12 protein-coding genes are annotated in these 14,320 nt (G+C 74.7%); 4 read left to right on the top strand and 8 right to left on the bottom strand.

What is annotated here, in order from left to right:
- Positions 1-3: 3 nt before the first annotated feature.
- From ABZZ04_RS00340 to ABZZ04_RS00325, 4 genes are all read right to left on the bottom strand, one after another.
- The gene (locus ABZZ04_RS00340; RefSeq protein ID WP_356930237.1) at positions 4-2,013 is read right to left on the bottom strand and encodes an FUSC family protein; all 2,010 of its coding nucleotides are present in this window, start codon (positions 2,011-2,013) and stop codon (positions 4-6) included.
- 58 nt (positions 2,014-2,071) lie between these two features.
- The gene (locus tag ABZZ04_RS00335; protein WP_356929961.1) at positions 2,072-2,323 is read right to left on the bottom strand and encodes a DUF2630 family protein; all 252 of its coding nucleotides are present in this window, start codon (positions 2,321-2,323) and stop codon (positions 2,072-2,074) included.
- An 88-nt stretch (positions 2,324-2,411) separates the two neighbouring features.
- Entirely contained in the window at positions 2,412-3,359 is a 948-nt protein-coding gene (locus ABZZ04_RS00330) for an NADP-dependent oxidoreductase (RefSeq protein ID WP_356929960.1), read from the bottom strand.
- A 144-nt stretch (positions 3,360-3,503) separates the two neighbouring features.
- Positions 3,504-4,418, bottom strand: coding sequence for a hypothetical protein (locus tag ABZZ04_RS00325; protein WP_356929959.1), 915 nt, complete (start codon positions 4,416-4,418; stop codon positions 3,504-3,506).
- Positions 4,419-4,538: 120 nt separating this feature from the next.
- Between ABZZ04_RS00325 and ABZZ04_RS00320 the strand changes: the two genes are divergently transcribed.
- Positions 4,539-4,952 carry a hypothetical protein gene (locus tag ABZZ04_RS00320; protein WP_356929958.1) on the top strand — a complete coding sequence of 138 codons (414 nt, stop codon included), beginning with the start codon at positions 4,539-4,541 and terminating at the stop codon, positions 4,950-4,952.
- Between the two features lie 76 nt (positions 4,953-5,028).
- On the opposite strand, the gene ABZZ04_RS00315 is transcribed toward ABZZ04_RS00320, so the two are convergent.
- Both ABZZ04_RS00315 and ABZZ04_RS00310 read right to left on the bottom strand, forming a co-directional pair.
- A complete protein-coding gene (locus ABZZ04_RS00315) occupies positions 5,029-5,670 on the bottom strand; it encodes a hypothetical protein (RefSeq protein ID WP_356929957.1) in 642 nt (213 codons plus the stop codon).
- Positions 5,667-6,074 carry a hypothetical protein gene (locus ABZZ04_RS00310; protein WP_356929956.1) on the bottom strand — a complete coding sequence of 136 codons (408 nt, stop codon included), beginning with the start codon at positions 6,072-6,074 and terminating at the stop codon, positions 5,667-5,669. The genes ABZZ04_RS00315 and ABZZ04_RS00310 overlap by 4 nt, the downstream gene beginning before the upstream one ends.
- 373 nt (positions 6,075-6,447) lie before the next feature.
- Here ABZZ04_RS00310 and ABZZ04_RS00305 point away from each other — a divergent pair, with 373 nt between their 5' ends.
- The 3 genes from ABZZ04_RS00305 to ABZZ04_RS00295 are packed head-to-tail and all read left to right on the top strand — an operon-like array spanning position 6,448 to position 11,503.
- Entirely contained in the window at positions 6,448-10,185 is a 3,738-nt protein-coding gene (locus ABZZ04_RS00305; RefSeq protein ID WP_356929955.1) for a CHAT domain-containing protein, read from the top strand.
- Positions 10,182-10,844: a hypothetical protein gene (locus ABZZ04_RS00300; protein WP_356929954.1), complete on the top strand. Its 663-nt coding sequence runs from the start codon at positions 10,182-10,184 to the stop codon at positions 10,842-10,844. Before ABZZ04_RS00305 ends, ABZZ04_RS00300 begins: the two co-directional genes overlap by 4 nt.
- On the top strand, positions 10,844-11,503 hold the full coding sequence (locus tag ABZZ04_RS00295; protein ID WP_356929953.1) for an RES family NAD+ phosphorylase: 660 nt from the start codon (positions 10,844-10,846) through the stop codon (positions 11,501-11,503). The genes ABZZ04_RS00300 and ABZZ04_RS00295 overlap by 1 nt, the downstream gene beginning before the upstream one ends.
- Before the next feature lie 38 nt (positions 11,504-11,541).
- On the opposite strand, the gene ABZZ04_RS00290 is transcribed toward ABZZ04_RS00295, so the two are convergent.
- Together ABZZ04_RS00290 and ABZZ04_RS00285 are read right to left on the bottom strand one after the other, a co-directional pair.
- Entirely contained in the window at positions 11,542-12,156 is a 615-nt protein-coding gene (locus tag ABZZ04_RS00290; RefSeq protein WP_356929952.1) for an FHA domain-containing protein, read from the bottom strand.
- Complete coding sequence (locus tag ABZZ04_RS00285; protein ID WP_356929951.1) at positions 12,153-14,264, bottom strand: AAA family ATPase; 2,112 nt, start codon at positions 14,262-14,264, stop codon at positions 12,153-12,155. Before ABZZ04_RS00285 ends, ABZZ04_RS00290 begins: the two co-directional genes overlap by 4 nt.
- Positions 14,265-14,320 lie beyond the last annotated feature (56 nt).

The raw sequence follows: 14,320 nt of genomic DNA, 5'->3' as shown, positions 1-14,320 counted from the left end.
GGGTCACGGCTGCGGGGACGCGATCGCGCGGGCCGCCGCCACCTCCTGGCGCAGCGGGGCCAGTACGCCCTTCTCGTCACCGGGCAGTTCGGCGCGCACCTCCACCAGGACCTCGCTCGACCGGATCCCGTCGGCCAGTTCCAGCAGCTGCCGATGGATCTCGGCCACCTCTTCCCGTGGTGGCGGAGGCGCTCCGTGGTTGATCCGGACCCGGGCCGCCGTCGCCGCGTCCACGATGCGTTCGACCGCGACGACCAGCGGCCACCAGGCCGCGGCCCGGGTGCCGACCGGCGGGGGTTCGGTCAGCGCGCGCTGGAACTCGGACCGGACGACCGACAGGTTGCGGTAGATGAGGCGCCGGGCCCGCAGCCGTTCCGCCCGGTCGCCCGAACCGCCGCTTCCGTTCCGCGAACCGCCGTCCCCGTCCCGCGAGCCACCCGGACCACCCGGACCGGTCGAGCCGCCCGGACCGGTCGGGACGTCGAGCTCGAACGCGTACGCCACGTAGGCGGCGATGTCCGTCACCGCGTCCGCGAGCCGGTGGCCGATCCGGACGTGCCAGCTCTCCGGCCACAGCAGGTAGCCCGCCACCAGCACGATGGCGCAGCCGATCAGGCTGTCCAGGAAGCGCGGCCAGACCAGGTGGAAGCCCTGGTGGTTCAGCAGGTCGGACAGGAGCAGGATGACCGGGGTGATGGCCGCGGTCTGGAACGCGTACCCCTTCGCGGTGAGCGCCGGGATCAGCGCCGCGAGCACCATCATCACCGGCACGTCCCACCAGCCGATCGGCACCGCGGCCAGCACCGGTGCGGCGATCACGAGGCCGGCCGCCGTGCCCACCGAGCGCAGCACGGCCCGGGAGAACACCGAGCCGAAGTCCGGCTTGAGGACGAACGTGACGGTCAGCGCCACCCAGTAGGAGCGGGTCACCGGGATCAGCGAGGTCAGCGCCTGGGCCAGGCCGATGCACAGGGCGAGCCGCAGCCCGTACCGCCAGGAGGCCCCGGAGAACAGCACGTCGCGGGTGGTCCGCCGGATGCGCACCCCGAGCGCGGCGGGCCTGCCGAGCCGGTCGTCGACGTTGTACGGATCGGGGTCGGCCTTGTGCACGACGACCGCGGCGTGCCGCAGCGCGCTGTCCACGGCCCGGGTCGCGGGCGAGTCGGGGGCGGGCAGGACGAGTTCGGGGCGGCCGGTGCGGCTCTCCTCGACGGCGACGGCCAGTTCGCGCACCGCCGCCGGGATCTCGTCCGGGAGCGTGATCCGGCGCACGTGGACCGCGGGGGCCGCCTCCACGAGCGGGATGACGACGTTGAGCTGGGCGAGCAGCCGCACCATGGCGCTGTTGCGGCCGTGGTAGCGGGCCCGGCGGGCCAGGATCAGGTCGTACGAGGTGTTGAGCGACTGGGTGACGGCCTGGCGCTGTTCCTCGTAGCCGGGGCCGCCCGCGGCGGCGAGCAGGTCGGCGACGGCGAGATAGGTGTTCGCGACCGCGACCCGCTCCGGCAGCGCCCGCCGCAACGGCCAGGCCAGCAGGGTCAGGGCGAGGACGAACAGGCCGCCGACGGTGAGCAGCAGCGGCGCCACCCACCAGGGTTCCGGCAGCGGGAGCCCGGCCCCGACGATCGCGTTGAGCAGGAGCAGCAGCCCGGACACGGAGGCGACGGCGCCGATCGTCGACATCATCCCGGAGACCAGACCGACCAGCGTCAGCGCGACGACGGCCGCCCAGCCGGTCCCGTACACCAGGGTGCCGAGCATCACGCCGAGCGCGCCGAACAACTGCGGCACCGCGATGTTGAGGATGCGCATGCGGTACGCGTCGGCGGTGTCGCCGATGACGCCGGAGAGCGCGCCCATGGAGACGAGCGCGCCGTACGCCGGGCGGTCGAGCGCGAAGCCGACGGCGAGCGGCGTCGCCAGCGCGACGGAGGCGCGGAGGACCGCGGCCCACGGGACGGGGGTGGACGGCTGGGGCCGCAGCCCGCTCAGCAGCCAGGGGGGCGGGGCCACGCGCCTGCGGCCGTCCCCGGTCTCCGCCTCGGTCAATGCGTCCCCCCGGGTTCTGCGTTCAGCCCTGATAGCCCTCGACCTCATCGGCCGGCCGGACTCTCGCGGTGGAGGGGTCCTCGCCGGACCCGCGCAGTGCGCGGCGCTGTCGCAGCAGATCCCAGCACTGATCGAGCCGGACCTCAACAGCGTGCAGCCGGGCCTTCTCGTCCGGGCCGAGGCCCGACTCCCGCACGGAGCGGTCGCGGAGCTCGCGTTCCTCGGAGACGAGGGTGCCGATGTCGTCGATGATGTCGTGTTCCGGGTCGTCCATGACCTCTCCTTCGGGACGGGGTGGGGACGGGGTCAACGGGTACGGGGGCGGGTGCGGGGATACGGGTGCGGGGATACGGGCACGGGGCTCAGAGCACGATGACGGTCTTGCCGCGTGCGCCGCCCGTCCGGTTCCGGTCGAGGGCCTGCGGGGCCTTCTCCAGCGGGAGTTCGATGTCGATGGGCACGCGCAGGACGCCCTCGGCGGCGCCCGCGGCCAGGACGTCGAGCAGGACCGGGGTGGGTTCGAGCCGGAAGTCGACGCCGGTCACGCCCGGGGGCAGGGCGGCCCCGGCGGCGACGCCGTGCGTGGTGAGGGCGATGCCGCCGTCGCGCACCCGCGCGGCGTGGACGGCGAAGGCGTCCGGTGCGGTGGAGACCAGGTCGACGAGCGCGTCGACGCCGTCCGGGCAGGCCGCGCGCACGGATTCGTCGAAGGGGCGGTCGGTGACGTCGATGGTGGCGGCGGCGCCCAGGGCGGCCATCCGCTCGTGCTCGGCGCCGCGCACGACGGCGATCACATGGATGTCGCGGGCCGACGCGAGCTGGGTCAGATAGCTGCCGACGCCGCCCGCGGCCCCGATGACCAGCAGGGTCTCGTGGCCGCGGAGCGCCGCGCCCTCCAGGATCTGGGCGGCGGCCATCCCGGCGGACGGCAGGGCGGCCGCGGCCCGCAGGGGGAGGCCGGGCGGCACGAGGGCGATCGCGGAGTCCTGCGGCACGGACACGTAGTCGCAGTACGTGCCGCTGCCGGACGCGGCTCCGGCGACCCGGCCGAAGACCTGGTCGCCGACCCGGAAGCGGTTGTCGCCGGGGCCGATCATGTCCACCCGGCCGGCGAAGTCCACGCCGACGACCAGGGGGAAGACGCGGGCGGTGGCCGGGGCACCGGGGGCGCCCCGCACGGTCTGCCAGTCGCAGGGGTTGAGCGCGGCGTACTCGATCCTGACCCGTACCTCACCGGTACCCGGCTCGGGCTTGGGCATCTCCACCAGCGCGGGGTCGGCCCGGAACGCGCCGACGGCTATGGCTCGCATGCGGAAGACCTCTCAGTCGTCCCCGATCCGGCAGTCATGGGAACCATTGTTTTTCGGCCCGCCCGCCCCCGCACTTCGAGCCCGGTCGGCCCGCGTTCCGAGCCCGCCCGCCCCTGCGCTTCGAGCCCGGTCGGCCGTCCGGGGTCAGCCTTTTCCCTCCGGCCGGCCCGGTCGCGGGCCGGGGCGGTGGCGGGCGATCAGGAGCCGGGCGAGCACCGCGCACACCACCACCGCGAGCCCGGCGGCGAACACGATCCACACCGTCGTGCGCAGCGAGGCGGTCAACGCGTCGTACACCGCCGCCGCCCCGTCCGCCTCGCCGTCCGGCACCTCGGACAGCACCCGGTCGCGGGCGACCGCGAGCACCGCACGCAGCACGAGCGCCCCGAGCGCGAAGCCCAGCCCGGCCGCCGCCGCGGCCGTGAGCGCGGCGGCCCCGGAGCGCCGGTGCCCCGGCCCGCCGCCGCGCGCCCAGGCCGCGGCCACGGCCAGGACGGCGAGCACGAGCGTGCCCACGGCGGGGAGGACGCCGCCGGCCCGCAGCAGCCGGAAGGACTGGCGCAGCTGGTCGGCGCGGTCGGCGGAGACGAGCGTGATGTCGGTGTGCTGGACGGGGATGCGGTCGGCGAACGGCACCCCGTTGTCCACGAGGTTCTGCCGGATCTGCGCGGTCACGGGTGCCAGGTCGATGGTCACGGCCTCCCCGGTGTCGCCGTCCAGGGCGGCGGTGACGGCCTCGTGGGCGGTGCGGTTGGCGGCGTTCCACGCGGTTCGGAAGGCGTCGGTGGTGGTGAACGACAGCACCGCTTGGTGCAGGAAGTCCCGCACGGTGCTCTGGAGCGGTCCGGCGTCGATCCGCTTCATCGCCCCGTCGGTGATGAGGTCGCTGACGGTCTCGCGCACCTCGGGGTCGGAGGCGAGCGGCGCCACCGCCTCGACGTAGCGGTCGGTGTCGTCGATCTCCAGATCGACCCAGGCGGACAGGGCGCCGACCGGCACGAGGACGGCCAGGACCACCACCAGTACCACCGAGAGGGCCGTCGACAGGTGCGTCCGCATCCCTCCAGGGAATCGTGTGCGCGGGCGCCGTGCCCCGGCCCGTACGCCATCCGAGTTGCCGGGCGGCCCGGCCGGGTGTGCCCTGGAGGGAACGAGGGGCGACGGAAGGAGATCCCCGCCATGGCCACACATGCAGCGACGCCGGCACGCGGACGGAGGGCGCACGCGCGCGGACGCAGCGTGCTCTCCTGGGCCATTCCCGTCACGCTGGGCGCGGCGTACGGCCTCTACGCGTCCTTCATCCTCCGCAACAACGGCGCGAGCGGCACCCGGCAGTTCTGGTACGGCCTGATCACCGCGGTGGTCCTCACGGTCCTCTGCTACGGGCTCGGCAGGATCCAGCGCAGGATGCTGCCCCTGGTGCGGGCGGTGGCCTACGGCGCGCTGACGGCGGCGGCGATCGGCCTGCTGGTGGGCCTGACCAATTCGAGCGTGCTGCGTTCCTCGGCGCTCGGGCTCTCGGTGGGGCTGGGGATGTTCGTCAGCGCGTTCTACATCTTCTACACCCATGAGGACACCCGGCCCGTCGGATGAACGCGGGCGCCGCGCGCGTACCGCCGCCCGGTGCCCACGCCCGGTGCCTCTGTCGGGTGTCCTCGTCGCCCCGCTGTCAGCCGCCCGCCGGCAGCGGGGCGCAGGACGTCACGGCGCGCACCGCGGTGGCCCGGCCGAGGTCCGCGGTGACCCGGCCGGCGTCGGTTCTGAGCGTCATCCTGCCCCCGGCGGTGCGCAGCGGCTCCCCGCAGACCGTGCCGTCGGGGGTGGTGACCGAGACGCGCGGTCCCTCCTTCGACGGCCCGTACCAGGTGATCCCCACGGCCGCGATGAGCAGCGCGGCACAGCAGAGGGTGAGCGGTACGCCCCGGGCGAGGGACCGGGCGGCGCGCAGGGCCTCGGTGTGGTCCGCGGCGACGTTGTCGAGCCGGAGCGCGTCGGTGTCGCCCGCGGTCGCCGGCCGGCCGTGGGCGGCGCGCAGCAGGGACAGGCCGCCCGCGGCACCGCACAGGAGCGCGAGGAGCAGCACGGCGCCGACGGTGGCGGCGTACGGGGCGGCGAGCGAGCCGATGTCGCTGCGGCCCCGGAGGAGGCCGAACCCGACGAGTCCGGCCAGGAGCGCGGCGAGGCCGTTGCGCCAGGCCAGCGCCGATTCCCGGACCCGGGGCAGCTCCCGGCGCAGCAGGGCGCGGTGGTGGCGGGCCGCGAGCCGGTCGGCCGGGGTCCCGGCCGGTCCCGGTACGGCGCGCCAGGTCATCGCCGCGCCCCCTCCAGCAGGATGTTCCAGTACGCCCCGCAGCCCTCCTCGTCGCCGGGCCGGCCCGGGTGCTCGGTCCGGCAGACGCAGAGCACCGGCACCGGCACGAGCCCCGTGCCGGGGGTCCCGGACCGGACGACGCGCGGCGCGGACCGGACGACGGAGCGGGTCCAGGTGTAGACCGTCGCGCAGTGGCAGCGCGGGCAGGTGCCGGTCAGGACGGCCCCGTCCCCGGTGGGCTCGATGAGCAGGCCCGCGGTGTACGCGGCGGGGTAGCCGGGCTCCGTGACCTCCTCGTACGGGAGGGCGGACGCCCGCCTCGTACGGGCGGGGTCCGCCGGAGAGGTCGTCGAGGGGTTCAGGGGGTTCGGGGGGTTCCGTGCGGGCGGGGCGGGCTCGGGCACGAGGCGTCTCCCATGGGCGGGGCGGGGCGGCGGCAGACGTGGGTGGCGGGCGTCGGTGGTGGATGTCGGTGGCGGGCGTCGGCGACGCGCGTCCGGTTTTCGATGCTGCCAGAGGGCCGGGCCGTGTTCCGGCCCGGCGGCCCCGGGGCGGTGCGCCGCAGGTGGCGCGGCGGTGTCCCGGCTCCGCCCGTCGCCTGAATCACCGCTGGCCAAAGGGGTGTTGTCCGGTTTCCGGTCGATTGTGGGACGTATTCCGGCGGCTGCCGCGAAACGGCCCTGACGGCCGACGGGCGTGGGCATCATGTCCGCAACAGGGCCTCGTGCCGACTCGGGGGCACCGTGACCGTCCGAACGGGCGGTGGAGGGAGGGGCGTTGAACGACATCGACGAAACCGGCGACAGCCGCGACGCCGATCTGCGGGAGCGGGTGGCCGATGCGGTCCGGCGGTCGGAGGGGGCGCGCCCGGTGCCCGCCGTGCACGCGGAGCCGACCGGACCGCAGGGCGTGGAGCTGGACGGGCTGATAGCCGAATTCCTTTCACTGACATCCGAGTTGACGCAGAGGGAGCCGGACGGGGAACTCCTCCAGGAGGCGAGGTTCCGGCTCGGGACACTGATCGGTTCGCGCTGGGCGGCAGGCGACGAGGAGCCGGACCGGCAGGAGGCGATACGTCTGCTGCGCGAGGTCCGGGCCTCCGGCCTCCTCTCCCCGGAGGACCACCTGACGGCGGCGCGCAACCTCGTCGCCCTGCTGCAGGGCCCGGCGGCGCGCATCGCTCCCGGGCAGTTCGACGACGCGCTCGGCCTGGGGGGCCTGTCGCTCATCCAGAGGATGGGCAGGCCCCAGAGCCATGGCGGCGCCGGAGTCGTCGAGGCCGCTCCCGAGACCTACCGGCTGATGAAGGAGATCGCCGAGCATCTGGAAGAGACCCCGGAGCTCCGGATCCAGCTCCGGAGCATGGCCCTGATGAGCGAGCTCTCCCAGGCGCTCACCGGCAACGATCCCCAGAAGCTGTTCGCCGCGTTGCGGAAGATGGACTCCGAGGGCCTCGACTCCCTGGTCCCGGCCGGTCCGATGCGCTCCTACGCCCAGACGGTGTTCGAAACGATGGCGGCCCAGATGCAGCGGGCGGAGGAGGCGATGGCGTCGGGGAGGAGCGAGACCGACGTCATGGCGTCGAAGCGCGACTGGGACGACGGCGAGAACGAAATCATGGCCCTGTTCGCCGAGATGAGCCGACCCGGTCTGTTCTCGCCGAAGGAACTCGACGAGCTGACGGCCCGGCTGTCGAATCCCCCGCCGGGAGCGAAGCACGGTACGCAGATCTTCGCCGCCATGGGGGCGATGCTGGCCGGCCTGCGCTCCGGCCGGCCGGAGGAGGCGCAGCGGGCGCTGCGGATGCTCCAGGAGATCGCGAGCGTGGACGAGACGCTGACCTGGATGGTGCGGGGCATGCTGCCCACCGTGCTGCTCAACGCCATGCTGGTCGGCGGCAGCCTCCAGGATCTGGAGGGGGCGGAGGCCCTCATCGAGGACTTCCTGCCCGCCGGTGAACGCCCGGACGCCGGTGCCCTTCCGGACCTCCCCGGTGCGAGCGAGATCGTGACGATCACCCAGTGCATGCGCATCCAGGCGAAGACGATCCGGGCGATCGAGGACCGCGACACCGAGGCGCTCGAAGGGTTCGTGGGAGACCTCCTCGACATCCTGGACGCCGGTGGCACCGGCGAGGGAGTGGTCACCCTCGTCCCACTGTACGAACTGGGCCTGGTCCACCTCGCCCTCGCCTGGCTCACCGGCAGCGTCGACTCGCTGCGCAGCGCGGTGCACTACCAGGAGCAGGCGCTGACGACCCCCGGCATCGAGTCGATGCTCCGGCCGGTGATCGACATGAGCTGGGCACCGCTGCTGACCCTCGCCTCCTACCTCGAACCCTCCGTGGAACGCCTCCAGGAGGGCATCCGGCGTGCGCGATCGGCCCTGCAGGGCGTGCCCGCCATGGCCGACCAGCGGGTGCGGGCGCGCCAGGCGATCGGGCTGGCACTGGACGCGGTGTACGGGATGACCGGCGACCCGGCCGTCCTGGACGAGCTGATCGGTGAGCTGGACTGCCCCGAGGAGGAGCTGAGGACGGCGAGCGGGGCATCGGTCGCCCCGGTGCGCTGGGCACTGGCCGAGGCGTACGGGCGACGGGCGGCCCCCGGCGGGGACGACCTGGTCAGGGCGGTCGGATGCGCCCGGGAGGCGCTGCGCACCATCGCCGAGGACGTACTGCTCCAGCAGGGCGTCCAGCACGGCCTCCAGGTCGCCAGGACCGGTGCCAGCCGTGCGCTGGTCGCCGCCGGGTGGGCGGTCCGTGCCGGGCGGCCCGCGGACGCGGTGGCCTGCCTGGAGGAGGGCCGGGCCCTGGTCCTCGGCGCGGCCGCGGCCTCCGCCACGGTCGCCGACCGGCTGGCGGAGCGCGGCGAGCACGAACTGGCCGACCAGTGGCGCCGGGAGACCGCCCGGGGAGGCACCGTTCCCCGTGCGGGAGGCAGCCGGTCGGAGCTGGCGGAGGTCGTGCTCGGCGAGTCGTTCGGCACCCCGGAACTGCCGAGCGCCCTGCGCCGCCGGGCCCTGGAACTGCTGCGCCCCGCCGGCGGGGAGGAGGCCCCCGGGCCGATTCCCGACGCGTCCGAGCTGGTCGCCGCCGCCGGGCGGGCGGGGATCGACGCGCTGGTGTACCTGCTGCCGGGGCAGGGGGACACGGACGGTTCCGCCGTGCTCCTGGCACCGGGACGCGATCCGTGGACGCTGCCGCTGCCCGGTCTGTCTGCCGGGGGCCGGCTCCCGCTCGACGGCTATCTGGACGCCGCGGCCCGGCACGCCACCGCCCGGCGGGGGCAGCAGCGCTGGGAGGTCGCGCTGGACGAGCTGTGCGCCTGGGCGGGCGAGGCCGTGATGGGGCCCGTGCTGGACGAACTCGGGCTGTGGGAGAGGGCACTCGCGGAATCCGGCCTGACGGGCGGGGCCGCTGCGGCGGCCGGGACTCCTACGGGCGGAACCACGACGGCCGGGGCCCCGGCGGAGCCGGTCAGGCTGACCCTGATCGCCTGCGGGAACCTCGGTGTGGTGCCCTGGCAGGCCGCCCTGCTCACGGTGCCCCCGGCACCGGGATCGTCACCGGTACCGGGAACGGCACAGGAGTCGGCACCGGAACCGGGATCGGTGCCGGGCGGTCGGCCCGCCACGGTCCGGGCGTGCGAGGTGGCGGTCCTCTCGTACGCCGCGTCCGGCCGGGAGTTCGCCCGGTCGTCCGGCCGGGACCGGCTGCCGACCGCCCTGGGGCAGGCGCTGGTGTGCGTACCGGGCTGGGACCTGGACGGGGCCGAGGACGAGGTGCTGGCCCTGGCCGACACCTACTACCCGGACGCCGCCCTGTACGGAAGCCTGATGACCCGCGAACCGGTCCCGGCACCGCCCGAGGGGACCCCCGACGAGGTGCTGGCGCTCCTGGGGGCGGGGCCCGGCCGGGACGCCACCGGGCGCGTCGCCCTCGTCCACCTGGCCTGCCACGGGGTGGCCGGGCCCGACCCCGCGGCCTCCGCGCTGGAGCTCGGCTGGCCGGAGGACGCCGAACCGGAGGCGGGCCGGCTCACGGTCACCGCGTTGCTGGACACGCCGTTCGACCGCACGGAGAGGGCGGGCGGCCCGCTGGTCGTGCTCAGCGCCTGCGAGACGGACCTCAGCACCCGCGACCACGACGAGGCGCTGACGCTGACCACGGCCCTGGCGCACCGGCTGGCCGCCGACGTGGTGGGCTCCCGCTGGACCGTCCCGGACGTGGCCTCCTCGGTCCTGATGACCGTCTTCCACGACCGGCTCGACGCCGGACTGGCCCCGCCGGACGCGCTGCGGGCCGCCCAGCGCTGGATGCTGGCGCCGCCCGGCAGCCGGTCGCCGGTGCGCGGCCTGACACCCGAACTCACCCGTGTTGCGGAGGAGTTGGACCTTTCGGTGCCGTTCGTCTGGGCCGCCTTCATCCACCAGGGCAATCCCGGACCGTCCCGCCGGGCCGACGCCCACGGCGGGAAGACCCCCGTCACCGCGGAAGGAGAAACCCGGAGATGACCCCCGACGCGTTCCTCGCCCTGCTCCGCACCCACTGGCCGATGACCCTCGCCGCCCTCGACGGCGACCGGCGCGTGCGGCTGCGCGACGGTCTGCGCGACCTCGCGGGGGCCGGTGACCGCAAGTCGGTCGAACGGGCCCTGCGCACCCTGCGGGTGCAGCTGCGGGCCCTGCCCTCCGACCACCCGGTGGCCCGGGAGCTGAGCGGCGCGGTCCGCTACGCGCCCGCCCCGGTCGCCCCGACCGTGGACCGGGCCCTGCTCGGCGAACTCCTCGACGTGTTCGCCGACCCCCCGCCCGACCCCGGGGAACTGCTCCGGACCGCCCAGGAACGGCTGTGGCGGACCCCGGCCCTGGACTCGGCGGAACTCGGCCCGGAGGCCGCGGACGACCCCGCGTCCGCCGGTCTGATCAGGCTGAGCCACCCCGGGTCCGGGGACCGTTACCCCCGCTTCCAGTTCGTCCCCGGCACGACCGAGACGCGGCCGGTGGTGCGCCGCGTCAACCACATCCTGATGGCCGACAAGGACCCCTGGGGCGCCGCGGACTGGTGGCTCGGCGGCAACGGCCGCCTGGCGGGCGTCCCGGCCGAACTCATCGGCACCGTCCCCGACGAGGACCTCGCACGGGCCGCCCTCGAACTGGTGGGGGGCTGCTGATGGACCGGATGCCGCCCACCGGCGTCACCATGCGGCCCCTGCGGCACATCCTGCCCGAGGGGACCGAGCTCTGGCGCTGCCACGAGCACGAGTTCGGCCCCGGGTCGTTCAACCCCAACACCGCCCACCCGTACTTCGGCGGCAACCGCTTCGACGCCACGGAACAGGATCCCTACCCCTTCCTCTACGCCGCGCTCGACCCGGTCACCGCCCTCTGCGAAGTCCTGCTGCGCTCGGTCGACTTCGCGGACCGCACGGCTGTGCGGCTGATCCCGTGGGCGCAGGCGTCCCGGTACACGCTCTCGGTGCTGCGCACCACCCGTGAGCTGTCGCTCGTCGATCTGACGACGGCCGAGGGCCTGGCCGCCGTCTGGCAGGACTCCTGGCTGGTCGACGCCGAGGCCGCCGAGTACCCGAAGACCCGTTACTGGGTGCGGCTGATGCGCGAGCACGCCGCCGGGGTGCACGGTCTGGTCTGGGAGTCGAAGCGGTGCCGGCCCAGGAGCGCGCTGCAGCTCTTCGGCGACCGCTGCGGGCAGGACCCGCTGGCCGCCGATCCGGAGCGCGCGCTGCGGCTCGACTCCCCCGAGGGCGTGGCCGAGGCGAACCGGCTGCTCAACCCGCTCCGGGCGGTCGTCTCGACCCCGTGGCCGCCCTGACCCGCCCCTGACCCCCGGCGCCGCGCCCGGCCCGGGGGTCAGCAGGCCCCGTCCCCCGCGATGCGGACGGTGCAGCCGACCCGGAGGCCCAGCCGGACGCGGTCCCCGTGCCGCAGCCGGTGCCGCACGCCGGGCAGGAGGTGGCCGTCGTTCACCCAGGTGCCGTTCAGGGTGCCGTCGGTCTCCTCGGCGACCCAGACCGTGCCGTCGGGGTCGACGGTCACACTGGCGTGCCGGCGGGACACCGTGGACAGGTCCTTGAGCGCACCGGCCGAGGCGGGGGCCCAGTCCGCGTCCCGGCCGAGGCGCAGCGGTTCGCCGGGGCGCACGGGCAGGGACAGGGCCAGGGTGTCGAAGTGCAGCACCGCCGGGGCACCGGCCGGCATCGCGCCACGGCCCCCGCCTCCGCCCCCGGACCCGCCTCCGTCCCCGACCGGGGCCAGACAGCGTGGACAGAGCGAGGCCCCGGGCAGCACGAGGGCCGCGCAGCCGGGGCAGCGCGCACCGGAACCGGCGGTGTCCGGGGGCGGCGGGACCAGGACCGGCCCGCGCGGCTCCTCCTCCGGGATGTCCTCCCAGTCGTCGTCCCAGCCCTCGTCCCGGTCGTCCCGGCCGTCCGGATCCTCCCCGTCGTACCGGGGCGGCGTGGTCATCGCTGTCCCGGCACGAAGGCGGGGGACGCTTCGGTACGGATCTCCACCAGGCCGTCGGCGCGTTCGTGGATCTCCTGCACGGAGACGGTCCAGCCCGCGCCGATCGCCGGATCGGCGAACAGGACCCGGGCCAGCGGGTTGATCAGGTGGGTCTCCAGCGCCATGCCGATGCCCCGGCCGCCGTTCCACTGGTCGTGCGTGCAGTACTCGGTCAGCTGGTCCCGTGCGTGCGGGGAGAGTTCGAGCGAGATGTCGTGCTCGGCCAGCAGCTGGCGCCGGATGTTGTCGATCTGGAGCCGCATGATCCGTTCGGCCACCTCGCCGGAGATGAAGTCGAAGACCACCACGTTGCCGCCGAGCCGGTTCATCAGCTCGGGCCGGCCGATGACGTGCTCGAAGTGGCGCTTCACGTTCAGCCGCACGGTCCGTGCCAGTTCCCGGTACGGGGTGCCGGGGCGGACGATCCACTCCCGTTCCTCGGTCTGCGGATCGGTGCGCTGCACACCCAGGTTGGAGGTGAAGATCAGTACGCACTCGCTGAAGTACGTGGTGACGCCCTGCCCGTCGGTGAGCCTGCCGTCCTCCAGCACCTGGAGGAACTTGTCGAGGACCCCCTTGTCGGCCTTCTCGATCTCGTCGAACAGGATCACCCGGAACGGGTTGGCGCGCACCGCCGTCGTCAGCTCCCCGCCCGCCTCGTACCCCACGTATCCGGGCGGGGCGCCCACCAGGCGGTCCGCCGAGTGGGAGGAGGAGAACTCGCTCATGTCGAAGCGCAGATACGCCTGGTCGCTGTCGAACAGCACCGAGGCGACGGCCTTGGCCAGCTCGGTCTTGCCGGTGCCGGTGGGGCCCGCGAAGAACAGCACGCCGCGCGGCCGGTGCCCCGGACTGGTGGCCTGGGCGCCCGAGAGCCCCATCGCGGCCCGCTTGAGGATGTCCAGCGTCATGGAGACGGCCGCCTCCTGACCGAGCACCCTCTCCGGCACGGTGCGCTCGCCCTCGATGATCCGCTGCCGGATCTCGTCGCGCCGCCACGGGTTCTTCTCCACCCCCAGCCGGTACATCCGCACCGCGTCGGGCATGGCGTCGAACGGGATGCCCCGGGCGACGGCCAGGTCGAGGGACTGCCGCATGGCCCGCAGCGGCAGCCCGACACTGGCCCGTGCGAAGGCGTCCACCGGGTCCTTGCCGGTCGCCCCGCCGCCGGTGCGCGGCCCGTCGTCGTCCGAGGGCCCCCGCCGGTCCCCGCCCGGCCCGGTGTGCTCGTGGCGCAGGAGCGCGGCCATCCGACGGCGTTCGTCGGCGTCCGGGTCGGGCACCGCGATGGTGCGGATGCGCTCACTGCCGGAGACCAGCCAGTTCGGCAGGTCGCGTTCGCCCTCGGCGAGCCAGATGACCGGGTTGAACAGCGGTGCGGTGCCGGTGCTCACGGACGACGGCGGCACGCCCGGCGGCAGCGGTACGGGCCTGGCCTGCTCGGCGAGTTCCAGGCAGGACACGAAGAAGTCGCGTTCGGACTCGGTGAGCCGGGTGACGTCGGTGGTGAGCCGGGCGGCGTGCTCGATGAGCAGGACGACCCGGAGGGGCTCCAGCGGACGGCCGTTGCCGTGACCGGAGCGCCGGTGCTCGGCCCAGCCCGTCACGATGCCGCGGAGCTGCGGTTCCATGTCCATGAGGACCGGCGGGCGGTGCCGGTCCCGGCCGCCGGACTGCTGCGTGACGCGCAGCAGTTCCTCGACCATCAGCTGTTCGGGGCCCGGCACGACGCGGAAGCCCCGGATCTGGTCGTAGCGGATCAGCGCCTGGTACCCCAGTCTGCGCAGGGCGTTCCACACGACCTCGGCCAGCGAGTGGTGGGCGTCCCGGGACCGGCGGCGCACCAGGTGGAGGTCCTGGATGTTGCCGTGCAGGACGTACTGGGAGTGCACGCCCAGGGTGCTCGTCAGCTCCTCGACGAACAGCGGCACCGTGCGCTCCGGGGGGTCGGGGCGTTCCGGGCCGTGCTCCGTCGCGTCGTCCCGGTCCTTGGCCAGTCGCGGGCCGTGGCCCGGCCGGTGCGTGCGGTCCCCGTGGGACCGGGTGTCCTCGGTGCCGTGGATGTCCACGCCGTTCCTCCGCATCCTCGTTCTCGTGCTCGTCCTCGGCCGTGTTCGCGTCGGCC

The organism is Streptomyces sp. NPDC006435 (assembly GCF_040612315.1).
GTDB lineage: Bacteria > Actinomycetota > Actinomycetes > Streptomycetales > Streptomycetaceae > Streptomyces.
This window is presented reverse-complemented; position numbering and strand designations above follow the sequence as displayed.